The following is a 23,610-nucleotide window of genomic DNA, read 5'->3' as shown; positions in this document are numbered from 1 at the left end:
CGCAGAAGTGCGGATGTGCAGATAAGGAGACTGAAAAATGAAAAGTAACACAGTTTGCATATCCGTGCATTAAAACAAAATCTGCACATTTGCACATCTGCATATTTGCACATCAAAAAAACATGTCTTTAGCCGATTTTTTTACGCCCATAGATCTGAAGAAGATCACCCCTAAAAATGGATTTTTCACGAGTCAGTTGGGGGATAAGATTGATCATCACTCGGTTGCCTTCCCAGACTTGGAGCAGAAAATAGATATCGCGATTATTGGGGTGCTGGATGATCGTAACGCTGTCCAAAACCCCGGCTGTGCATTAGCGCCCGACTACGTGCGCGAGAAACTTTACCAATTAAATGAAGGGGCTTACGGCACAAAAATAGTCGACTTAGGTAATATAACCCGTGGCGAAACCGTAGTAGATACTTACTACGCGCTAAAAACGGTAGTGAACGAATTGGTGAAGAAGGACATTGTGCCGGTGATAATCGGCGGCGGCCAGGATTTGACCTACGCGCAATACCTGGGGTACGAAGAACTGGAACAAAAGATAGACCTGCTGGTAGTCGACTCGCAATTTGATCTGGAGGACGATGGTTTTGCCGAATCGATAGAAACGAATTCTACAGCCTATCTGAATAAGATTTTTCTGCATGAGCCTAATTATCTATTCAACTACAGCAATCTGGGCTACCAAACTTATTTTGCCAGCCAGGACAGTTTACGGGTGATGGAAAAGCTATACTTTGATGTGCATCGCCTGGGCGAACTGACGCAGAATATGTCGGTTGCAGAGCCTATCATTCGCAATGCCAACATGGTGAGTTTTGATATGGGGGCCATCCGCTCGTCAGACGCGGCGGGCAATGCTAACGCCACCCCCAACGGATTTTACGGTGAAGAAGCCTGCCAGATTTGTCGCTATGCCGGTTTTAGCGACAAATTAACTTCGATAGGCTTTTATGAATTTAACCCTGCTTATGATAATAACGGCCAAACAGCCATGCTGTTATCACAAATGATCTGGTATTTTATTGATGGCTTTTACAACCGCAAGCGCGATTTTCCGCTTAATCCAAAATCACAATACCTTATTTATAAAACCAGTTTGAAGCATGACGACCACGAAGTGGTGTTTGTAAAGAGCAAAAAAAGCGACCGCTGGTGGATGCAGGTACCTTACCCAACGGGCGGTTCTAAAAACGAGCGTTTCCATTTAGTGCCTTGCAGGCATGAAGATTATAAGACCGCAGCTTCCGGCGAAATGCCCGACCTTTGGTGGCGTACTTATCAAAAATTAAACTAAGTAGTAATTCATTAGCGCTTTGTGCGTTAATCACCTTTACATATTTCATAAATGAAGAAGATTTTTTTCTGCCTTATCGCCCTGTTGCCGGCATTGGCATTTGGCCAGGCAGCCCAGCCTTTTACCGTTAAGGCTAAAATTGGCAAACTTAACGCACCTGCAAAAGCTTATTTAGTGTACCGCTTAGGTGCCAATAACGTAACCGATTCGGCAGCAATTAAAGATGGCGAGTTTATCATGACCGGGCTGGCCATGAACCCGGTTAGCGCATCGTTATTTATAGATTATAAAGGTGTTGGTTTCCCGGCTTATATAGCTAAGAATTTCCCTGATGGAGGGCCGTCTAAGACAGCGGACCTTTTAAATTTTTATATTGAGAAAGGAACGATCAATATTACATCGCCGGATTCTGCAGCAAAGGCAGAGGTAAATGGTACGCCATCTAACGAAGACAATAAAAAATTAAAAGCGGGCCTAAAGACGATCATGGATAAGGCGCAAAGGCTAATGGCCGAAGCGCAATCGGCCAAGCCCGAGCAACAGCAGTCGGCAGCGTATCAAAATAGCATGCAGGCCAAGTTCAAAGTGATCCAGGCCGAACAAAAGGCTTTCCTTAAAACCTTCATCACGCAAAACCCAAACAGTTATTTGAGCTTACTGGCCTTAACCAGTGTGAGTGGGCCAGCCCCGGATGTGGCTGAGGTTGAACCGTTGTATGAGTCATTATCGGCCAGTCTGAAAGATACCGAACAGGCACGGCAGATAAAAGGTGCCATTGACGGCTTAAAGCTAACTGCAATTGGTGCTTTAGCCCCTGATTTTACGCAGAATGATGTAAATGGCCTGCCTGTGAAATTATCATCGTTTAAAGGCAAATACGTGCTGCTTGATTTTTGGGCGTCGTGGTGCGGCCCATGTCGACAGGAAAACCCGAACGTAGTACGTACTTATAACAAATACAAAAATAAAAACTTTACCATCCTCGGGGTATCATTAGACAGGGAGAGCGGCCGCTCGGCATGGTTGGCGGCTATTAAAAACGACGGCCTGACCTGGACCCAGGTGTCTGATTTGAAGTATTGGAATAACCTGGCTGCTACAGTGTATGGCGTTCAATCCATCCCGCAGAATTTTTTAATTGACCCTACCGGTAAAATTATTGCTAAGGGCCTGCGCGGAGATGATTTGGATAACAAGTTGGCCGAGCTGTTGGGTAAGTACACCAACTAAGCGAAGCCGCTTTGTCATATTTTAGATAGATATAGGTTTTTTACTCTTACATCTTTGATTTGAGGCGTAAATCCCTCATATTAGGGTTTTAATATATCACCCTTACATGAAAAAAATAGTATTAACGGCATTGGCAAGCTTACCGGCTTTGCTTTTTGCACAAACCGGAAAATTTACCGTTGAAGGTAAAGTAGCAAACCTTAACGCCCCGGCCAAAGTATATTTGCAATATCGTAAAGACGGTAAAACGCTTGTAGATTCTGCTGTATTAAACGGTGGCAAGTTCACTTTCACCGGCGATGCTGCTGCTATGCCTTTAAGTGGCTACCTTTTGGTGAACGCTAATGGTACCGGCATGAATAACAGTAAAGATTATCATCCTATATACCTGGAGCAGGGCACTATCAATGTTGCTACTGCCGATGTTATCAAGAATGCTAAAATAACAGGTACTAAAACTAACAAAGAGAACGAGGAATTTAATGCTTCGATGAAGCCGGTTAACGACGCTTATGCAGCGTTGGAGGCTAAACAAAAAGCCGCTACAGAAGCACAGCAAAAAGACCCCGCCTTTATTAAACAAGGTAAACTGGATGAGAAGGCTATTGATTTGCAGGAAAAGGAAGCGAACAGGAAATTCATTGCCGCCAATCCCGATTCATACATTAGCCTTAATGCATTGCAATCATATGCTTACAGTGCCGACTATGTGGAGATCGCGCCATTATTTGAAGGGTTATCTGCCAATATCAAAGCATCGACAGGTGGTAAAGCATTTGCCGAGATATTGCCGAAATTGAAAGCTGTAGCTATGGGTGCCATGGCGCCTGAATTTGCCGAGGCCGATACTGCCGGTAAAATGGTAAGCCTGTCTTCCTTCCGTGGTAAATATGTGCTGATAGATTTTTGGGCATCATGGTGCGGCCCTTGCCGTGCAGAAAATCCTAACGTAGTGATGGCATTTAATAAATATAAAGGGAAGAACTTCACCATCCTCGGTGTATCGTTAGATAGGCCTAATGCTAAAGAATCCTGGTTAAAAGCGATCAAAAAAGACGGTTTAGCCTGGACACAGGTTTCTGATCTACAATTCTGGAAAAGTAGAACAGCCGATACGTATGGCGTGCGCGCTATCCCGCAAAACTTTTTGCTTGATCCAAATGGCAAGATCATTGGAAAAAACCTGCGAGGTGAAGACCTGAACGAAAAATTAGCCGAAATATTTAGTAAGATCTAACTGTTCATTAGCCCGCTTGTTCATTAGGACATAAAAAACGCCATCCGGATTCCGGTTGGCGTTTTTTTATGGAAGTGATTAGTTGACTACCTTACCAATAAAAGTGAACTAATGAACCAATGAATTACAATAAATCGAACCCGATATCTTTCCTGAAATAAACGCCATCGTAATAAATACGGGCTGCATCGGCAGTGGCTTGCTGCAGCGCATCAAACATATTGTTTTGCAAACTGGTAATGGCCAAAACACGTCCGCCGGTTGCTTTTACCGTTTCGCCATCAAGAGTTGTACCTGCCTGGAAAACGTATGAGTCGCGTACATTTTCAATGCCGCTTATTTCTTTATCCTTCAAATATTCGCCGGGGTAGCCGCCTGCTACGCAGACCACGGTAGCCGCTGTGCGCTCTGATATGCATAGTTCCTTTTCGTCAAGGTTGCCTTCGGCTACACCTAAAAGCAAATCCACAAAATCCGATTCTATTCTCGGCATCACGCTTTCCGTTTCTGGGTCGCCCATGCGGCAGTTATATTCTATAGTATAGGGGTCGCCGTAGCAATTCATCAGGCCTATGAAAATAAACCCTTTGTAAGGAATGCCTTCCTGTTTCAAGCCTTCTACAGTAGGGATGATGATCTTTTCCTCAACCTTTTTCATAAATTCATCATCGGCAAACGGTACGGGCGATACCGAGCCCATTCCGCCGGTATTTAAACCGGTATCACCTTCGCCAATGCGTTTGTAATCCTTGGCCTCCGGTAAGATCTTATAGTGGGTACCGTCTGTCATTACAAAAACAGACAACTCTATTCCCTGTAAAAATTGCTCAACTACCACCATAGAGCTGGCATCGCCAAACTTCGCCTCGGTAAGCATTTCTGATAATTCCAGTTTGGCCTCTTCTAAGGTGAGGCATATTAATACACCTTTCCCTGCTGCAAGTCCGTCGGCTTTTAATACTACGGGCAGGCCTGCTGTAGCCAGGTAGTCAAAACCCTCCTGTAAGGTATCGCGTGTAAAAGTCTTTGATGCAGCGGTCGGGATGTTGTGGCGCTGCATAAATTGCTTACTAAAATCCTTGCTGCCTTCTAATTGTGCGGCCTCCTTTTGTGGGCCAATAACCGGGATGCTTTTCAGTTGTTCATCCGCCAGGAAAAAATCGTGGATGCCTTTTACTAAGGGTTCTTCGGGGCCAACCAATACCATCTTAATGTCGTTGGTTAAGGCAAAAGCTTTGATGCCTTCAAAGTCGGTTACTTTTAAGTCAAAGTTGGTGCCGTATTGGCCTGTACCGGCATTACCGGGGGCAATAAAAAGCTGGTTACACTTCACGCTTTGCGATATTTTCCAGGCGAAGGCGCTTTCCCTTCCGCCCGAACCAAGGATCAGGATGTTCATGGTGCGAATATAATGTTTGATGTGCAGATGTGCGAATATGCAGATGTGCAGATTAGAAAGGATAATTATTTATGTAGCAGCCAGATTAACGAATTAAACATCATTTGCACATCTGCACACCCGCATATTTGCACATTAATCCTATCTTTGCCTGCCAATATGACTTTAAAATTGCAGTGGCGCAATTGTTGAGTTCAGAGGGTTATATAAATATATTATGTTAGACTTTTTTAGTAAGCTTTTCGGAAGCAAATCAGAACGTGACGTTAAGGGCATTTTGCCATTAGTTGAAAATATAAAGGCTGCATTTGCCAAACTCGACCAGCTTAGTAATGATGAGTTGCGGGCTAAAACCATTAGTTTTAAGGAAACCATTGCTACCGGCCTGGAGGGTATCGATAGCGAGATACAAGCGATTAAAGACCGCACCGAGAACGAGTTGGATATGGATGTTGCCGAAAAGGTTGATCTGTACACCCAGTTAGATAAATTGGAGAAAGACCGTAATAAGGAGCTTGAAGAGATTTTAAAGAACATACTGCCCGAAGCCTTTGCCGTGGTTAAAGAAACCGCGCGCCGCTTTGCAGGTAACAAAACTATCGAAGTTACCGCTACACCGTTTGACCGTGAACTTGCCGCCAAAAAAGGCAATGTGGTTATCAAAGGCGACCAGGCAGTTCACCATACGACCTGGTTAGCAGCCGGTAACGAGGTTACCTGGAATATGGTGCATTATGATGTACAGCTAATTGGTGGTGCCGTATTACACCAGGGTAAAATATCTGAAATGGCAACGGGCGAGGGTAAAACATTGGTGGCTACGCTGCCTGCCTACCTTAATGCACTTGCAGGCCAGGGTGTACACATAGTAACCGTGAATGATTATCTGGCACGCCGCGATAGCGAGTGGATGGGCCCGTTGTATGAATTTCATGGCCTTTCTGTTGATTGTATTGACAGGCACGAGCCAAATTCTGAAGAACGTCGTGCTGCTTACTTAGCCGATATTACTTTTGGTACCAATAATGAGTTTGGTTTTGATTACCTGCGTGACAATATGACACGCAGCCCAGAAGAATTGGTGCAGCGCAAGTTACATTATGCGATGGTGGATGAGGTCGATTCGGTTTTGATCGATGACGCCCGTACGCCTTTAATTATATCAGGCCCGATACCGCGTGGCGACGAGCATGAGTTTTATGAGTTAAAACCACGCATTGAGCGCTTGGTTAACGCGCAAAAAACTTTTGCAAATTCGGCGTTAAACGAAGCGAAAAAGGCGATTAATGATGGCAAATCGGGAATTGACGAGGGCGGTTTAGCCCTTTTACGTGCCCACCGTGCCTTACCTAAAAACAAAGCACTGATTAAATTTTTGAGTGAAGGATCAAACCGTACCATACTGCAAAAAACAGAGAATTATTATATGCAGGATCAGGGCAAAGAGATGCCTAAGGTAGATTCTGAATTGTTCTTTATTATTGACGAAAAAAATAACCAGGTTGAACTATCTGAAAAAGGTATCGAGCTGATCACCTCATCCGGTGAGGATCCAGGTTTCTTTTTAATGCCAGATGTTGGTACGGAAATCTCTGAAATTGAAAAATCAACGCTATCCGCAGAAGATAAAATTGCCCGGAAAGATGAGTTAATGCGCGATTTCTCAATCAAGTCTGAGCGGATCCACTCGGTTAACCAATTGCTAAAGGCCTATACCTTGTTTGAAAAAGATACAGAGTATATTCTCGACGACGGAAAAGTGAAGATAGTTGATGAGCAAACCGGCCGTGTGTTAGATGGCCGCCGTTACTCTGATGGGTTACACCAGGCTATCGAGGCTAAAGAAAATGTAAAGGTAGAGGATGCTACGCAAACTTTTGCCACCATTACCCTGCAAAACTATTTCAGGATGTATCACAAGCTTTGTGGGATGACCGGTACAGCCGTCACCGAAGCAGGTGAGTTCTGGGAGATCTATAAACTGGATGTGGTAGAGATACCAACCAATACGAACATCAGCCGCGACGACAGGCAGGATTTGGTTTACCGTACTGTTCGCGAAAAATATAATGCCGTTGCAGAGGAGATCGTAAAACTAACACAGGCCGGCCGCCCGGTACTTGTGGGTACTACCTCGGTAGAGATATCGGAATTATTGAGCCGTATGCTAAAACTGCGCGGCATCAAACACAATGTACTGAATGCTAAAATGCACCAAAAGGAGGCAGACATTGTTGCCGAAGCAGGGCAGGCAGGCACCGTAACCATTGCCACCAACATGGCAGGCCGTGGTACGGATATAAAATTAGGAGCGGGGGTACAAGCATCGGGTGGTTTGGCCATTGTTGGTACCGAGCGCCACGAATCGCGCCGCGTAGACAGGCAGTTGCGTGGCCGTGCAGGCCGCCAGGGCGACCCGGGGTCATCACAGTTCTTTGTATCGTTAGAGGATAACCTGATGCGTTTATTCGGATCTGAGCGTATCAGTAACCTGATGGTACGTATGGGAATCGAAGAGGGTGAGGTTATTCAGCACTCTATGATCTCCAAATCTATCGAGCGTGCGCAGAAGAAGGTAGAAGAAAATAACTTCGGTATTCGTAAACGTTTGCTGGAGTATGATGATGTGATGAACTCACAGCGTACCGTTATCTACGCGAAACGTAAGAATGCCTTGTTTGGCGAGCGTTTGGATGTTGATTTGAGTAACACCATTTTTGATGTTATTGAAGATGTGGTTACCGAATACAAGGAAGCCAACAATTATGAAGGCTTAAGACTGGAGATGATCCGTTTATTCTCTGTAGACATCAGTACAGATGAGGCTGCCTTTGGCTCTACTAACATGAACGGTTTGGTTGACAAAACCTTTGCCGAAGTGATGGAGTTTTATAAACGCAAAGCCGAAGCAATTGCAGAGCAGGCTTACCCGGTATTAAAAGATGTATATGATACCCGCGGCCAGTATGTCGAGAACATTGTTGTTCCGTTTACTGATGGCGTGCATGGTATGCAGGTAGCCGTTCCGTTGAAAAAGGCGGTTGATAATCATGGTTTAGAGGTATTTAAATCTTTTGAGAAAAACGTAACCCTTTCCCTGATAGATGATGCCTGGAAAGAGCACCTGCGCGAGATGGACGAATTAAAGCAATCAGTACAGAATGCCGTTTATGAACAAAAAGACCCTTTATTGGTTTATAAGTTCGAGGCCTTTGAATTGTTCCGCTCGATGCTGGCTAACGTAAATAAAGAGTTGGTAAGCTTCCTTTTCCGAGGTGGTATCGCTGTACAACAGGAACCGGAAGAGGTGCGCGAGGCCAAACCGCAGCCTAAGCTGGATCTGAAGAACATGCGTACTTCAAAACCTGAATTGGTAAGCGAAGGTAATGGCATGCCGATGGAAGATACCCGTGAAATGCAAAAACCAACACCCGTAAAGGTGGAACAAAAAATAGGCAGGAACGACCCATGCCCTTGCGGTAGTGGTAAAAAATACAAAAGCTGCCACGGGCAGGGACAGAATTAAGGTACATCATCCAACCCTCCAGTTAAGGAGAGGGGTAAGAATAAAACCCACGCGTCATTGCGAGGTACGAAGCAATCTCAAAATTATGCATAGCCGATACGCCATGCGGGAGATTGCTTCGTATCTCGCAATGGCGTTTACTACAAAATTGAATACACAAATGAAAAAAGCAATATTTGATCAAAAAGCTAAACCGGCCCTGTTCAGATATTGCTTTTTTTGTCTTTTACTGTTTTCATCGACAATAACCTTTGGCCAAACCCGGGGCAACGTACAGGTAATACGCGAACCTTTGTTTGACACGCTGTTATCTAAACGTGCTATGCTTAATACCGGCCGCAACAGCAGCGGTTTGTATACGTCATCATACGGCTATAGAGTGCAAATTTATAGCGGCAGTAAGCGTACCGCCGCTTTTAATGCGCAGGCCAGGTTTAACAGCGAGTTCCCGGAGATGCGTACCTACATCATTTATCACGAGCCTAACTTTAAGGTACGTGCGGGCGATTTTCGCACCCGCATCGAGGCCGAGCGGATGAAGAACCAGCTTAACGGAACTTTTTCGGCCATGTTCATCATCTCAGAAAAAATAAATCCACCAAAAACGGTTATCAGTAATGATTAAAGAAAAGATCCAGCAGCTATCGGCAGATATTTTTAATGATGTTGTAGCAAACCGCAGGCACTTACATGCCAACCCCGAGCTTTCTTTTCATGAGGTAAACACCTCGGTTTTTGTGGCGCAAAAACTTACCGAACTGGGCATCGAATACCATAAAATGGCCGACACGGGTTTGGTGGCTCTGATAAAGGGCGATAAAACGTCTGACAAGGTAGTAGCGCTACGCGCAGATATGGACGCCTTGCCGATACTGGAAGCTAATGACGTACCTTACAAAAGCCAAAACGCGGGTGTAATGCATGCTTGCGGACACGATGCGCATACTTCTTCACTCTTGGGTACCGCTAAGATCTTAACCGAGCTAAAAAGTGAATTTGGCGGGACAATCAAACTGATCTTTCAACCGGCGGAAGAAAAACTGCCCGGTGGTGCCAGCCTGATGATAAAAGAGGGAGTCTTAGAAAACCCTAAACCTAATGCCGTATTGGGCCAGCATGTGATGCCATTGATAGAGGCGGGTAAGGTAGGTTTCCGCGCGGGTAAGTATATGGCGTCGACAGATGAATTATATGTTACCATAAAGGGTAAAGGCGGGCATGGTGCACAACCGCAGCAAAATGTGGACCCGGTGATTATCATGGCGCATATCTTAACTGCCTTACAACAGGTAGTAAGCCGCTTTGCCGACCCTAAGAGCCCATCGGTACTTTCATTCGGTAAAGTAATTGCCAATGGTGCTACTAATGTGATCCCAAATGAGGTTTACCTGGAAGGCACCTTCCGTACGATGGACGAGAAATGGCGCAACGAGGCCCATATCAAGATGAAAAAAATGGCCGAAGGCATTGCTGAAAGTATGGGCGGCAGCTGCGATTTTAATATTATGCATGGTTATCCTTTCCTGATCAATGAGGAGGTGTTGACCAATGCAACCCGCAGCCATGCGGAAGATTACCTGGGTAAAGAGAATGTACTCGACCTTGATATATGGATGGCGGCTGAAGATTTTGCTTACTACTCGCAAGTAGCTGATAGCTGTTTTTATCGCCTGGGTACCCGTAACGAGGCAAGGGGCATTACCTCATCGGTACATACGCCAACCTTTGATGTAGAAGAGGACGCCTTTAAAATAAGTACAGGACTGATGGCCTACCTGGCCATTAAACAGCTGGGGAATTAACGAATTAGGTGCCAGTGCGAAGACCGAAGCAATCGCAAACTCTAAAGGGCCGATCTGCAATGCGTGCGATTGTCACGCTGCGCTCGCAATGACACGATGTTATTATAACAAATGAAAAAAATACTTCTTGCTTTCGGTTTTCTCCTTTTCGCTTTCAGCTTAAAAGCCCAGCAGATTCAGCGCTATAACCCGGATACGATCCGTACGATAACGATAGACACGCCAGTGGCCAACATCAGGTCACACAAGTTAAACGCGCAGGATTTTATTGACGCCGTGGTGGCCGACACCAGCTTTTATAAAGCGTTTCAGAACATGAAGCGGTATACATTCACTGCCGAAAATCGCATTTTTACTTACGATAAAAAGAATAAGGTAAATGGTAAGGTTTATCGTAAACTCATCCACAGTAACGAAAAGGGTGCACATAAAATAACCTATGTGGCTAAACAAGATACAGGTACCGTTTATAAAAAGAACGGTAAATATCAGCTATATACAGTTGAGATGTTCGACTATATTTTCATGAATGCCTACAATTCTGATTTTGTGAAGGGCGATGCCCTGCCGGGCGATTCGAAGGGTAAGAATGAGAGTTATAAAGCCAAGCTCAAACAACTGATTTTTACCCCCGGCCGTAAAATAAGCGGCATCCCATTTCTAAGCAGCAAAACAGAGATCTTTGGCCCGGATATGCGGCAGTTTTACCGGTATGAGTTTGCCCGCGGTACGTATGTGGATAGCATCCCCGTATATCGTTTTAAGGTGATCAAAAAGCCAAGTACTGCTGACGGGGATGTGATGATTAAGGAACTGACCACTATTTTCGACGCGCGCACTTTTCAGATTCTGGGCCGCTATGTGGATATGAAGTACAGCAATATGCTGTTTGACTTTGATGTGCAGATGAATATCGAGCTCAATAATTTTAACGGCGAACTATTACCCATCAAGATCACCTACCAGGGCAACTGGGACATTCCCTTCCATAAAGAAGAACGGGCCAGTTTCCTGATCGTGCATAAGGACTACAAAAAGGAGTGAACAACGCGACAAATCGTGTAAACCCACCTTTTTCACAAAAAATTGATTATCAATATTTTAACTGATTTTTTATTGAAAATGTGTAAACCTTTGTAAACCCATTTTCAATTTTTAAAGATTGGTGGATTAGAAAAATGCGACAGCGTTTTGCTCCGCCACTTCTTTTATTACTGAATTGCGTTTTTCCAATAATCGGGTCATGTAATTTGTCAAGAATAGCCAATTAGCAGCTCTACCTAAAAACCCAAGCGGCGATTCAAAAACAAATACATCACTCATTATTGTGCGTCTACCATCCGATCGAAAATGATGCTCATGTCTAAAGCTTTTAAACGCACCCGCTACCATCTCGTCCGCAAAAAATCGGGGTTTATCAAAGTCAGTGATTTTGGAAGTAAGATTTTGCCATATGCCGAAATGCTTGGCCCGCCATGTTACGGTTTCACCCAGTTCAATTAAACCGCTTGTCCGACCGGCAATAGCCCGTTCGCCGGTATGTTTAGTTGACGCTATGTGCACATCAATGCTTCTGGCAATATCAAAGCACAGTTCAACAGAAGCATTGATGTAAGTTGTCAATATTATCGACGGCATCTCAAGTAGCTTTAAAAGACGCTTCTTGACTTGCTTAAAGTTTAAATCAGCGTAATCAAGAAATCATTTAAATCAGCGGTCTAAAATTCCGCGTTCTTCGGGAACCTCGGGAAAGGGATCACATCCCTGATGTTGCCCATACCGGTTACAAACAATACTAAACGCTCAAAGCCCAAACCAAAACCTGCATGCGGGCACGCGCCAAAGCGGCGGGTATCCAGGTACCACCAAAGTTCATCTTTAGGGATGCCTATCTCGTCCATACGCGTTTCCAGCTTATCTAAACGCTCTTCACGCTGCGAACCGCCAATGATCTCGCCAATACCCGGGAAAAGGATATCCATTGCGGCAACGGTTTTACCGTCGTCGTTTTGGCGCATGTAAAAAGATTTGATCTCTTTAGGGTAATCCGTTAAAATAACGGGTTTCTTAAAGTGTTTCTCTACCAGGTAACGCTCATGCTCCGATTGCAGGTCGGTACCCCAACCCTCGACAGGGTAGACAAACTTTTTCTTTTTGTTCGGTGTCGAATTTCTCAATATCTCTATCGCCTCTGTGTAGGTAAGGCGTTCAAATTCATTATCTAAACAAAACTGCAGTTTCTCTAACAGGCTCAGTTCAGCACGTTCGTTCTGTGGCTTCTGTTTTTCTTCTTCCTGCAAACGCTGGTTTAAAAATTCAAGGTCTTCTTTGTTTTTGTCCAGCGCATAGTTGATCACATATTTCAATAACTCCTCGGCCAGGTTAGCGTTGTCGTTCAGATCGTAAAAAGCCATTTCGGGCTCAATCATCCAAAACTCGGCTAAGTGGCGGGTAGTGTTAGAGTTTTCTGCACGGAAGGTTGGGCCGAACGTGTAAATATCGCTCAAAGCCATAGCGCCCAGTTCGCCCTCTAACTGGCCGGAAACAGTCAGGTTGGTTGATCGGCCAAAGAAATCCTGCTTATAATCTACCTCGCCTGTATCGGTGCGGGGGATCTTCTCAAAATCAAAGTTGGTCACGTGGAATGCTTCGCCAGCGCCTTCTGCATCAGATTGGGTGATGATTGGGGTGTGCAGGTAAACAAAGCCTTTCTCCTGGAAAAACTGGTGCACCGCGAACGACAGCGTATTACGCACACGGAATATGGCGCCGAATGTATTAGTACGGAAACGCAGGTGGGCGTTTTCGCGTAAAAACTCTAATGATTGTTTTTTTGGCTGCAACGGGAACTCATCGGGGTTGCAATCGCCCAATACTTCTATCTGGGTTGCAATAACCTCAACACTCTGGCCCTGGCCTAGTGACGGGGCTAAAGTACCGGTAATACTTACCGCGGCTCCAAAGGTAATCCGCTTAAGCAGGGCAGGGTCGGTGTTTTCAAAATCGACAACGATTTGTAGGTTGCTGTTTGTTGAGCCATCGTTTAAAGCAATAAAACGATTTTGGCGAAATGCACGCACCCATCCTTTTACTAAAATATCGCCGCTGGTGCGGCCGCTTTCTAATAATGCCTTAATTTTAATTCGCTGGCTCATATCAATAACATTTGAGCGGCAAAAATACAATTATTTGCCAAAACCTTTGAGCCGTAATAGATACTTTGATAAGTGGCTGTTAGTTCTTCAGATAAGTAGTAAACCTGCCCTTTAAAAAGCGGATAGTTTCCGGGGCACCAACATACCGGTTGGGCTCTTTTTTTAGCGCGACATAGTAAGTCCCGGTTATGGTCCCTTTGGCATTATTGTAGTCGGTAATTTCCAATGTGCTAACCGTGGAGTTATCTACGTTGTAGAAACTGGTTATAACATCCTGCCCTACAGTGGTAAAAAATAAAGCTTGGTTACCGGTTAAATTATATAAGCCTTTGCCGTTGAACTTTATCTGCATGATCAATCGTTCTTCGGTTTGAGCACCAACAATAGCAACAGAATCCCCTTTGAATTTAGAGGCGCTGACAGCGGCATCCCATTTTGCGCCATTTTTTTCGGCAGTTGTAAAGGGTTGATAAGGTGGTATACAGCAATTGGCATCATTTTTTTTACACGAAAAGCTAATTGCTGCGAACATTATTACAGCGGCTATTAGTAATTTTTTCATCAGATCCGGGTGTTTCTTAGCAATACGTGCAAAGCTTGATGAACGCTACTCATCGCATAAAATAATTAGCATAAGGCAGGTGAGCTACCGGCCTTATGCTTTAAAGAATTAACGTGGCAGTGCAATAACAAATTGTCCTTTGGTAAATTTAACGCTATCAGGGTAAACGCTTGACGTTACCGGGAAGGTGCGTTTCATATTGAGCGTGAATTTGCCCCCTATAATGCGGTTGGTTGAGTCGTATGCAGTGACTTCTACCGAACTGCCGGCAGCAACGCCTAAATTATAACGGCTAACAGTATCGCTGCCTATTACCTGGTAATATTTTGATTGGTTGCCCGATAATTGGTAAATGCCTTTGCCGTTAAACTTAAACCGCATGCGCACACCGGCCTGGTTGCTTACGCCAAAAATAGATATCGTGTCGGTGCCCACCTTAGCCGAGCCGGGCGCAGCTATAACGTTTGTTCCGTTTCTTTCCGCAACAAAATAGGGATCGTAGTAAACATCACAGCAATTATTGTTTTCTTTTAAACAGGCCGTAAGCAGCAAGGGTGCCGCTGCCAAAATAAGTAAGGTTAGTTTTTTCATAATAGTACTTTTTATACTTTACGAAAGGATTTTAACTAACGATACAACGATATCTAAAAAATATCGTAAAGATTAATCAGGACAGCGCTATTCCAACTTGGCTGATTGATCCTAAGCGGATAAAATGTAAGTTTGCCCTATGCCGTTAAACCCAAAGCTTAGCCTCGTGATCGGGATCCTTTGTATCTCGTTTTCGCCCATTTTTGTTAAGCTTGCGGGTACTTCACCCTTAGGGGCTGCATTTTACCGTGTGTTTGTGGCATGGATTTGCCTGCTGCCGTTTTGTATCATCAAAAATAAGTTGAGGATCAATCGGAGTCAACTGATTGTTGCTGTTATAGCCGGGATAGTGTTTGGCGTAGATATAGCGGTTTGGAACATGTCGTTACTCAAGATCAGCGCAACAGTATCAACCCTGATAGCGAACCTTGCACCGGTTTGGGTGGGGCTGATGAGTTATCTGATCCTTAAAAAGAAAAGCGGTAAATTATTCTGGATAGGTACCGGCGTAGCCCTGGCCGGGATGATGGTGCTGGTGGGGTATCAAAATATTTTGCATTTGCAGTTTAATGCCGGGATCTTGCTGGCGGTACTGGCAAGCTTTTTTTACGCCAGCTATATCATGATCACCAAGAACGCCATGGCCGGGATAGATGTATTTACCTTTATGTTTTACAGTATGCTAAGTGCTTCGGTTTTTATGCTGCTGGTAAGCCTTGCGTCCGGTAATGACATTATCCACTTTTCGATGCGGGTTTGGTGGTGTTTTACAGGCATGGGGTTGCTTTGCCAGTTAACGGGCTGGTTAACCATCAACCATTCTTTACGATACCTGGAAAGCACCAAAGTATCTATCGCGTTATTAAGCCAAACGGTATTTGCCGGGATACTGGCAGCGTTGCTGCTAACCGAGCGGCTGGAAGCTAATGAGATCATCGGCAGCGTAATCGTGCTTGCAGGAATAGCGGTCACGTTTTTGAAAAATCGCTCGGGAAGACCAATAAGAAGCATGAAGGTAAGATTAAACGAACCAAAGCCTTAAGTTAATTCGTAGCTCAGTATAACCACCCCATTACCAAATACCTTTACTTGCGCAGGTTTTAATCCTACACGTTTTTGTAACCCTTTAAATAATAGCCGCCCATTGTTCAATACCACAGGGTAAACCCATAACCGGTACTCATCTACTAAGTTACGCTGTATAAGGGCCATTACCAATTTACCGCTGCCGTAAACTAAAATGTCTTTACCGGGCAATTGCTTTAGCGCTTTAACCTCATGTGCCAATGTATTTACTGCCAGCCGGGAGTTGTGCCATCCGTTTAGCTGTATAAGCGATTTAGAGAACACCACCTTGTGATGACTGTTCATCATTTCGGCATAATCGATATCTGCCCGCGCGCCAAAATAAGCTGGTTTGCCATGCCAATAGGCCGCCATTCCCTGGTAAGTTATCCGTCCCAGTAACAAGGTGTCGGCGCTGCCTAACTGCTCGGCGGCATGGTGACTCATTTCGTCGTCCCAATACGGCATATGCCAGTCCATCTCGCCATGAGGTCCCGCCATCATGCCATTGAGGGTTACATTTATTGATACGATCAACCTGCGCATATCGTTTGTTTACCCGTTTGCCGGTGTGTAGCATAAAACGGTGATACCACAATCAAACGGCGAGGCCCTAACCAGTTTTAAGTTTAGTTTGCTATCCAGATCTGCAAAAATAGGTTTGCCCTTACCAATGATTACCGGGTTCACAAAAATATGATACTCATCTATCAGGTTATTTTTAATCATAGCCGATGCCAAACACGCGCCGCCATAAACTACAATGTCGCCACCGGGTTGGTCTTTAAGCTTCATAACCTCTTCAACAATGTTAGCAGCAAGCGTGGTATTTTCCCAGGGGCTATCTGTAAGCGTTTTGGTAAATACAACCTTAGGGTCGTTTACCATTTTGTGGGTAAAGGCATCGGCATCTGCTTCCTTTGAGCGTTCCTTCCAAACGGGGATAAAGCCTTCGGCCAGCACACGGCCTAATATAATAGTATCAACGGGCGCTGTTATTTCCTGCACGTAGGCCTTCAGTTTATCGTCCCAGTTCCAGGTCATCCAATCCATTTCGTTATTTGGGCCTGCTACAAAACCATCAAGGCTTACCTGCATTTGTAATTTTACTTTTCTCATCGGGCGTTATTTTTTATTGCTGATACAAATGTAAAATAGCCGCGCAACTCTTTAATGGTGCAAAAAGGATTAATAAGGGGTTGTTTACGACTTTATACTTGCCTAAATTTACTTAGCTAATTAACCCTCACCATATGAAGCATGTATCTATCCTGATCACCAACGATGCGGTTCTGGCCAGTATTGCCGATCCGCGTATTATGTTTACCGGCGTAAATGAATTTTTAGAAGCCGCAGGTAAGCCACCGCTTTTTAAAGTGCAATTGGTTGGATTGACTAAAGATATAAAGCTGCATGCCGGGCTATTCTCGGTACACACTGATGAGGTGATTGGTAATGTACCCCAAACAGATCTGATCATTGTGCCTGCGATGGGGGGTGAAATGACATCGGCAATTGAAAAGAACAAGGAATTTATCCCGTGGATTACCACACAGCATCACCAGGGTGCCGAAGTAGCGAGCCTTTGCGTGGGGGCATTCCTGTTAGCTGCCACCGGCTTACTAAATGGTAAGGAATGCTCCACCCACTGGCGCTTTGCCGAACAATTTCGAGATATGTTCCCCGAAGTTACACTGGTAGATGACCGGATAGTTACCGAGCAGCAGGGGTTATACAGCAGCGGCGGCGCAACATCTTACTGGAATTTGCTACTGTATCTGGTAGAGAAGTACGCCGGCAGGGATATGTCTATCATGGCAGCAAAAGTTTTCGCGCTGGAGATTGACAGGAAGAGCCAGTCGCCGTTTATTATGTTTAACGGGCAAAAAACCCATGAGGACGAACCGATCAAAAAAGCCCAGGAGTTTATAGAGGCCAATATTGCCGGGCGCATATCGGTTGAAGACCTGGCCTTTAAATATGCTATTGGCAAACGGCATTTTGAACGCCGCTTTAAAAAGGCCACTAATAATACCCCGGTAGAGTACATTCAGCGCGTGAAGATAGAGGCCGCTAAAAAGCAATTGGAAACCGGTCGAAGAAATGTTAATGAAGTGATGTATAATGTTGGCTACACCGATACCAAAGCCTTCCGCACGGTGTTTAAAAAGATTACCGGGCTATCACCGGTAGAGTATCGGAATAAGTATAACAAGGCTGCATAGATGTTTATAACGCTTAACTAAATTAAGCACTCGTCAAATACGAGCGCAAGTTGGCGTTGAATGATACAAGGTAAAATCCCTAAATCCTACAAATCCGCTTCATCACGGTTATTATTTCTTTACAAACTTTACCTGGTACATTTTTGGCCATTTTTTGCCGGTTACAAAAATGCGGCTGGTGGCTTTATCGTAAGCAATACCGTTAAGCACGTTGTTGTCGTTGTCAAAGCCTGCAGGGCGGGTATTTAGCGGGTAAATGTTAGCCATGTTGATGCGTTGCAACACCGAACCTGTCTTGGGGTTAATTACCACAATATCATCGGTTTCATAAACGTTTGCATAAATTAAACCGTTAATGTATTCCATTTCGTTCAGCTTGTTTATTGGCCCTTTATCATCATAAACATCAATAAAGCCTGTAGCATTAAACTTGTCTTTATCCAGGAACCAGATGCGGTTGGTGCTGTCATCCATATAAAGTTTAGTGCCGTCAAAGCAAAGGCCCCAGCCTTCAACACCTACGTTATTATTAAATTTGTTGATGATCTCGAAAGTTTTCTTGTCGTACACATAGCCAATCTTTTCTGTCCAGGTAAGCTGTACGATCTTGTCGCCTACAACGGACAGGCCTTCCGAAAAGATCTTTGGGTCGCCATCCCTTATTTTAAGCACCTTGCCGGTGTTCAGGTCAGCCTTCCGCAGGCTCGATCTGCCTTCTGGTGAAGCGGACACTCCACCGTCGCTTTCATATATTACCCCGTCGGCATATTGTAAGCCCTCGGTATAACTCGCCGTATCGTGCGGGAAGGTTTTTTCTACTGTATAGCTCAGTTCCTCAGGTGCTTTGGCAGAAAGCAATACTACGTTTGTTGTTACATCTGTACTTTTGCCACCCTGGTAAACCTTTGCGGTGATCACCCTTGCGCCTAAACCCAGGCTATCGGTTTTGATCTTTACCACTGATGAATCTTTTGCCGAACCTACGCGGGTAGAATCCAAGAGGTAAACTACCGAATCGGGTTTAATGTCGCCTGGCAGATTTACTTTGGCAGCGATCACATCTCCCGATTTATAGGAAGTCCCGGCATCCGGACTGATGGTGATATCGCCTGCAGTTTTATCGTTATTGGTACAGCCGTATGCTAAAGCGGCAATCAGGGCAAAAAAAGCTATGCGTTTATTCATGGTTTATAAGGCTGAAGGCCAAAAGGCATCTTCAATGTGTTTGAGTTTATAGTTACTATTACGGTCAAAAAGTACGGATATTATATCAAAGCGCACATCGCCCTGGTGGTTCATTACATAAATATATTCGTCGGCTGCCTGCACCAGTAGTTTTTGTTTGCGGGCATCAACAAAATCCTCGGGCTCACCAAAGCCGTTGCCGGTTCGGGCCTTTACTTCGGTAAAGATAATAACGCCTGCTTTGTAAGCGATCAGGTCGATTTCCGCCTTACCGAAAACCCAGTTCTCGTCCATGATCTCGTACCCGTTAGCTTCCAGGTGCGCTTTGGCTAATGCTTCGCCTTGCCGGCCCAGGTCGTTATGGGTTGCCATTATTTTAAAATAACCGAGCCTAAGTAATCAGAAATGGTTTTCTCTACCTTTTTCATGTGCATGTATTGGTTCAGCAGTATTTCCTGGTCGGCCTCGGCAGGGGTGGTTTGCAGTTCCTTTCGCAGGTTTTCCAATATCTTGCCTACCTTTTGCTTTTTAAGATGGAATATCGCTCCCAGGATAGTCGCCTTCATGTTGGCCTGCTCATCGGGCACCATTATCTTGTGCATCTCGTACCAGTTTTCGCTCAGGAAGTATTTGGTCGCCAGTAAAGTCACTACCAGGTCGACGATATTTTTATCTTTATAATGAATAAAGTGCTGCTCCTCGGGTAGCACGCCGTTCTCCACCTCGGCGCGATAGATTTCTATGAATTGCCTGCACGTTTCATCGGCAAATTCCACGTCACTCAATTCGGCAATCATAAAAGGGCCGATATAGGTATTGGCGATGCCATCCCAATCTATCATTTTGTTGCCATAAAGCAACAGCAGCCGAACGATCTCCTTCTCTTGTGACGACTCATCTTTGGTTACCGGTTGCGTTACCTGCGGTTCATCAAAAAATAACAGGTCTTCCGGCGATGGCTCTGCTGCCGATGGCCTGCGGCTATTTTGACTGCTTTGGTAATCTTTTTTGGCTTTCGCCTGGCGCATCTTGTTCAGCTCGGTAAGCAGGGCGCGTTCATCTATCTGTAAAATGTAGCTGCACTCTTTGATAAACACCGATGCCTTGATCGAGTCAGGGATCTTGGCAATACTTTCTACGATCTCCCTGATCACCTCCGACCGGCGGATAGGGTCTTTACCGGCTTCCTTTAACAGGATATCGGTTTTGAAAAGGATAAAATCTTTTTTGCTATCGTCTACATGTTTTTTGAAAGCCGCGGTGCCGAATTTCTGCACGTATGAATCAGGGTCGTGCCCATCCGGGAACAGTACCACTTTTACGTTGAGGCCTTCTTCCAGGATCAGGTCGAGCCCGCGGAGCGATGCCTTAATGCCCGCCGCATCGCCATCATAAAGGATGGTAATATTTTTTGTGAGCCGGCCTATCAGCCTCACCTGTTCGGACGTTAAAGAGGTACCCGACGATGCGACCACGTTTTCTATCCCCGCCTGGTGAACAGAGAGCACATCGGCATAACCCTCTACCAGGTAGCAGTTATCCTGCTCGCGAATGGCTTTCTTGGCAAAGTATAAGCCGTATAGTACGTTTGATTTATGGTAGATCTCCGACTCGGGCGAGTTGACATATTTGGGTACAGCTTTATCCGTTTTGAGCGTACGGCCGCCAAAGGCTATCACCCTGCCCGTAAAACTATGGATAGGGAACATGACCCGGCCGCGGTAGCGGTCATAAAGCGAGCCGTTATCGCGCTTAACAGATAAGCCGCTGGTTACTAAAAATTCTTCCTGGTAGCCTTGTTTTAAAGCCTCGCCGGTAAAGGCTTCCCATTGATCGGGCGAGTATCCCAACTCGAATTTTTTAATGGTATCAGCATTAAAGCCACGCTCTTTAAAATAACTCAGGCCGATGTTCTGCCCTTCGTCTGTAGTCAGCATGGTTTCATGGAAGTATTTGGCAGCATAGCTGCTTACAATCATCAAACTTTCCCGGCGTTGGTCTTCCTCTTTATGTTCAGACGATTCAACCGTTTCCTCTACCTCGATGCTGTATTTTTTAGCCAGCCATTTTAAGGCTTCGGGGTAGGTGAATTTTTCCAGTTCCATCAAAAAAGTGATGGCACTGCCGCCCTTGCCGGTCGAGAAATCTTTAAAGATCCCTTTAGCGGGCGATACCGTGAACGATGGGGTGCGCTCATTAGCAAAGGGGGATAAACCGATATAGTTAGCCCCCCTTTTTTTTAGCTGTACAAACTCGCCAATCACCTCCACAATATCTGTGGCTTCCATTATACGGTCGATGGTGGGCTTGGTGATCATGAGCTAAAATAAGTGCGGGTACAAAAGTAATCGTTATCGGCTAATCTTATTTAAATATATAAAATTATCGCGATGGTTGATATGGGCAGATGTAAAACCCATAACAGAAGAGGCGCGGCTACGCCTTTAATAGACTAAAATAAATGGGAATATATATCCGTTACGCGCCGGTTAACCAACGGGTAACGGATAATATAGCTTTACCGCCAGGCTTTATATTGATTGATCAACCCGTTGGTTGATGAATCGTGCGAGGTTACTTCTACGTCGTCTTTCAGCTCGGGGAGGATCTTGCCGGCCAGTTGTTTGCCCAGTTCAACACCCCATTGGTCAAAGCTGTAAATATTCCAGATAATGCCTTGTACAAATATCTTGTGTTCATACATGGCTATTAAACTGCCTAAAGAGTATGGGGTGATCTTTTTAATTAGGATAGAGTTAGTTGGGCGGTTACCTTCAAATACCTTAAATGGTACTATCTGGCCAATCTTTTCTTCAGATTTACCTGCTTTTTTCAGCTCGGCAATAACTTCCTCTTCGGTTTTGCCATTCATTAAAGCTTCCGTTTGGGCAAAAAAGTTAGAGAGCAGCATATTATGGTGCTCGCCCAGGGGGTTATGCGATTGTGCCGGTGCTATAAAATCGCAAGGGATCAATTTAGTACCCTGGTGTATCAATTGGTAAAATGCGTGCTGCCCATTGGTGCCGGGTTCGCCCCAGATAACCGGGCCGGTTTGGTAATCAACATGTTTGCCGTTACGGTCAACATGTTTACCGTTGCTTTCCATATCTCCCTGTTGGAAGTAGGCTGCAAAACGGTGCATATACTGGTCGTAAGGCAATATCGCCTGTGTTTCAGCCTCAAAAAAGTTATTATGCCAAATGCCAACCAATGCCAAAGCAACCGGGAGGTTTTCTTCTAATTCAGCCGTTTTAAAGTGGTTGTCCATAGCGTGGGCACCGCTCAATAGTTCCTCAAAATTATCAAAGCCAACACTCAGCGCTATAGAAAGGCCGATGGCGCTCCATAACGAGTAACGGCCGCCAACCCAATCCCAAAACTCAAACATGTTTTTAGTATCGATGCCGAACTTTTCGACCCCTTCGCTATTGGTAGACAAAGCCGCGAAATGTTTAGCCACGTCCTCATCTTTGCCACCTTTCTCGATAAACCAGTCGCGTGCACTATGGGCATTACCCATTGTTTCTTGCGTGGTAAAGGTTTTAGATGCGATCAGGAACAGTGTTGTTTCTGCATCAAGGTCTTTCAAGGTTTCGGCTATATGGGTACCATCCACATTAGATACAAAGTGCATGGTCAGGTGGTTCTTGTAAGCCTTTAATGCTTCGGTCACCATTACCGGGCCCAGGTCAGATCCGCCGATGCCGATATTAACCACATCGGTGATTGGTTTGCCGGTGTAACCCTTCCAACTGCCAGAGATAATGGCTTCGCTAAACTCTTTCATGTGCTGCAACACCGCGTTCACATCTGGCATCACATCTTTGCCGTCAACTAAAATTGGTGTGTTTGCACGGTTACGCAAAGCGATGTGCAGCACGGGCCTATCTTCTGTTACGTTTATGCGGTCGCCGCTAAACATCGCTTCAATTGCCTTATTTACACCACACTCGCACGCTAATTGTATCAAAAGTGCTATGGTCTCTTCATCTATGCGGTTTTTAGAATAATCCAGCAGGATATCTTCAAAATGTAAAGAGAATTTTTCAAAACGCTGACTGTCAGCCGCAAAAAGATCCTTCAGGTTTTTGGTCAGGATATCGAGGTAATGATCGGTTAAATATTTGTACGACTGGGTGCTGGTGAAATCGATATTTGGCAACATAGTTGATGGGTTTAATGTAAAAGTAGCAAGTTAATTTTTAGCGATAAATTAAATGTGAAATAATGACGACATAGTGTTGTTTTAACACCGCAGGATAGTGTTTGTTTTACACCAATCAGATTGTCATTTTACTAACAGATTTACTTTTATTTTTTTAATATTTA

20 protein-coding genes are annotated in these 23,610 nt (G+C 44.8%); 9 read left to right on the top strand and 11 right to left on the bottom strand.

Going from position 1 to position 23,610, the window contains the following annotated elements; translation table 11 throughout:
• The first annotated feature begins 122 nt into the window (after positions 1 to 122).
• The 3 genes from IDJ76_RS07050 (at position 123) to IDJ76_RS07040 (ending at position 3,771) form a co-directional block, all read left to right on the top strand.
• Complete coding sequence (locus tag IDJ76_RS07050; protein ID WP_191162158.1) at positions 123 to 1,304, top strand: formimidoylglutamase; 1,182 nt, start codon at positions 123 to 125, stop codon at positions 1,302 to 1,304.
• 51 nt (positions 1,305 to 1,355) lie between these two features.
• On the top strand, positions 1,356 to 2,534 hold the full coding sequence (locus IDJ76_RS07045; RefSeq protein ID WP_191162157.1) for a TlpA disulfide reductase family protein: 1,179 nt from the start codon (positions 1,356 to 1,358) through the stop codon (positions 2,532 to 2,534).
• Positions 2,535 to 2,640: 106 nt separating this feature from the next.
• Positions 2,641 to 3,771, top strand: coding sequence for a TlpA disulfide reductase family protein (locus IDJ76_RS07040; protein ID WP_191162155.1), 1,131 nt, complete (start codon positions 2,641 to 2,643; stop codon positions 3,769 to 3,771).
• 124 nt (positions 3,772 to 3,895) lie between these two features.
• Here IDJ76_RS07040 and purD read toward each other — a convergent pair whose 3' ends face one another.
• Positions 3,896 to 5,170 (bottom strand): phosphoribosylamine--glycine ligase, encoded by a 1,275-nt coding sequence (gene purD / locus IDJ76_RS07035; RefSeq protein ID WP_191162153.1) that lies wholly within the window; start codon positions 5,168 to 5,170, stop codon positions 3,896 to 3,898.
• Positions 5,171 to 5,387: 217 nt separating this feature from the next.
• Here purD and secA point away from each other — a divergent pair, with 217 nt between their 5' ends.
• The 4 genes from secA (at position 5,388) to IDJ76_RS07015 (ending at position 11,542) form a co-directional block, all read left to right on the top strand.
• A complete protein-coding gene (gene secA, locus IDJ76_RS07030; RefSeq protein ID WP_191162151.1) occupies positions 5,388 to 8,696 on the top strand; it encodes a preprotein translocase subunit SecA in 3,309 nt (1,102 codons plus the stop codon).
• Positions 8,697 to 8,856: 160 nt separating this feature from the next.
• A complete protein-coding gene (locus tag IDJ76_RS07025; RefSeq protein WP_191162149.1) occupies positions 8,857 to 9,321 on the top strand; it encodes an SPOR domain-containing protein in 465 nt (154 codons plus the stop codon).
• Complete coding sequence (locus IDJ76_RS07020; RefSeq protein ID WP_191162147.1) at positions 9,314 to 10,498, top strand: M20 metallopeptidase family protein; 1,185 nt, start codon at positions 9,314 to 9,316, stop codon at positions 10,496 to 10,498. The genes IDJ76_RS07025 and IDJ76_RS07020 overlap by 8 nt, the downstream gene beginning before the upstream one ends.
• Positions 10,499 to 10,609: 111 nt before the next feature.
• Positions 10,610 to 11,542 carry a hypothetical protein gene (locus IDJ76_RS07015; protein WP_191162145.1) on the top strand — a complete coding sequence of 311 codons (933 nt, stop codon included), beginning with the start codon at positions 10,610 to 10,612 and terminating at the stop codon, positions 11,540 to 11,542.
• Positions 11,543 to 11,668: 126 nt separating this feature from the next.
• On the opposite strand, the gene IDJ76_RS07010 is transcribed toward IDJ76_RS07015, so the two are convergent.
• The 4 genes from IDJ76_RS07010 to IDJ76_RS06995 all read right to left on the bottom strand — a co-directional run bounded on the left by IDJ76_RS07010 (position 11,669) and on the right by IDJ76_RS06995 (position 14,806).
• Entirely contained in the window at positions 11,669 to 12,136 is a 468-nt protein-coding gene (locus tag IDJ76_RS07010; protein ID WP_191162143.1) for an SRPBCC family protein, read from the bottom strand.
• Positions 12,137 to 12,216: 80 nt separating this feature from the next.
• Complete coding sequence (gene asnS / locus IDJ76_RS07005) at positions 12,217 to 13,653, bottom strand: asparagine--tRNA ligase (protein ID WP_191162141.1); 1,437 nt, start codon at positions 13,651 to 13,653, stop codon at positions 12,217 to 12,219.
• 79 nt (positions 13,654 to 13,732) lie between these two features.
• Positions 13,733 to 14,215, bottom strand: a complete 483-nt coding sequence (locus IDJ76_RS07000) for a DUF6252 family protein (RefSeq protein ID WP_191162139.1) — start codon at positions 14,213 to 14,215, stop codon at positions 13,733 to 13,735.
• A gap of 108 nt (positions 14,216 to 14,323) precedes the next feature.
• Positions 14,324 to 14,806 carry a DUF6252 family protein gene (locus tag IDJ76_RS06995; protein WP_191162137.1) on the bottom strand — a complete coding sequence of 161 codons (483 nt, stop codon included), beginning with the start codon at positions 14,804 to 14,806 and terminating at the stop codon, positions 14,324 to 14,326.
• Between the two features lie 139 nt (positions 14,807 to 14,945).
• On the opposite strand from IDJ76_RS06995, the gene IDJ76_RS06990 reads away from it, so the two are divergent.
• A complete protein-coding gene (locus IDJ76_RS06990; RefSeq protein ID WP_191162135.1) occupies positions 14,946 to 15,848 on the top strand; it encodes a DMT family transporter in 903 nt (300 codons plus the stop codon).
• Here the strand turns inward: IDJ76_RS06990 and IDJ76_RS06985 are convergent.
• Together IDJ76_RS06985 and IDJ76_RS06980 are read right to left on the bottom strand one after the other, a co-directional pair.
• The gene (locus IDJ76_RS06985) at positions 15,845 to 16,417 is read right to left on the bottom strand and encodes a dihydrofolate reductase family protein (protein ID WP_191162133.1); all 573 of its coding nucleotides are present in this window, start codon (positions 16,415 to 16,417) and stop codon (positions 15,845 to 15,847) included. The two genes, IDJ76_RS06990 and IDJ76_RS06985, sit on opposite strands and share 4 nt — an antisense overlap.
• A 9-nt stretch (positions 16,418 to 16,426) precedes the next feature.
• Positions 16,427 to 16,990 (bottom strand): dihydrofolate reductase family protein, encoded by a 564-nt coding sequence (locus IDJ76_RS06980; protein ID WP_191162131.1) that lies wholly within the window; start codon positions 16,988 to 16,990, stop codon positions 16,427 to 16,429.
• 134 nt (positions 16,991 to 17,124) lie between these two features.
• On the opposite strand from IDJ76_RS06980, the gene IDJ76_RS06975 reads away from it, so the two are divergent.
• On the top strand, positions 17,125 to 18,096 hold the full coding sequence (locus tag IDJ76_RS06975; RefSeq protein ID WP_191162129.1) for a GlxA family transcriptional regulator: 972 nt from the start codon (positions 17,125 to 17,127) through the stop codon (positions 18,094 to 18,096).
• 111 nt (positions 18,097 to 18,207) lie between these two features.
• On the opposite strand, the gene IDJ76_RS06970 is transcribed toward IDJ76_RS06975, so the two are convergent.
• From IDJ76_RS06970 to pgi, 4 genes are all read right to left on the bottom strand, one after another.
• Positions 18,208 to 19,281 (bottom strand): glutaminyl-peptide cyclotransferase, encoded by a 1,074-nt coding sequence (locus IDJ76_RS06970; protein ID WP_191162127.1) that lies wholly within the window; start codon positions 19,279 to 19,281, stop codon positions 18,208 to 18,210.
• A 3-nt stretch (positions 19,282 to 19,284) separates the two neighbouring features.
• A complete protein-coding gene (locus tag IDJ76_RS06965) occupies positions 19,285 to 19,653 on the bottom strand; it encodes a YraN family protein (protein ID WP_191162125.1) in 369 nt (122 codons plus the stop codon).
• Entirely contained in the window at positions 19,653 to 21,599 is a 1,947-nt protein-coding gene (dnaG, locus tag IDJ76_RS06960) for a DNA primase (RefSeq protein ID WP_191162123.1), read from the bottom strand. The genes IDJ76_RS06965 and dnaG overlap by 1 nt, the downstream gene beginning before the upstream one ends.
• A gap of 200 nt (positions 21,600 to 21,799) precedes the next feature.
• Positions 21,800 to 23,446 (bottom strand): glucose-6-phosphate isomerase, encoded by a 1,647-nt coding sequence (gene pgi, locus IDJ76_RS06955; protein ID WP_191162122.1) that lies wholly within the window; start codon positions 23,444 to 23,446, stop codon positions 21,800 to 21,802.
• Positions 23,447 to 23,610 lie beyond the last annotated feature (164 nt).

The organism is Mucilaginibacter glaciei (assembly GCF_014773245.1).
Lineage (GTDB): Bacteria > Bacteroidota > Bacteroidia > Sphingobacteriales > Sphingobacteriaceae > Mucilaginibacter > Mucilaginibacter glaciei.
The sequence above is the reverse complement of the archived record's forward strand: the minus strand, read 5'-3'. Positions and strand labels throughout refer to the sequence as shown.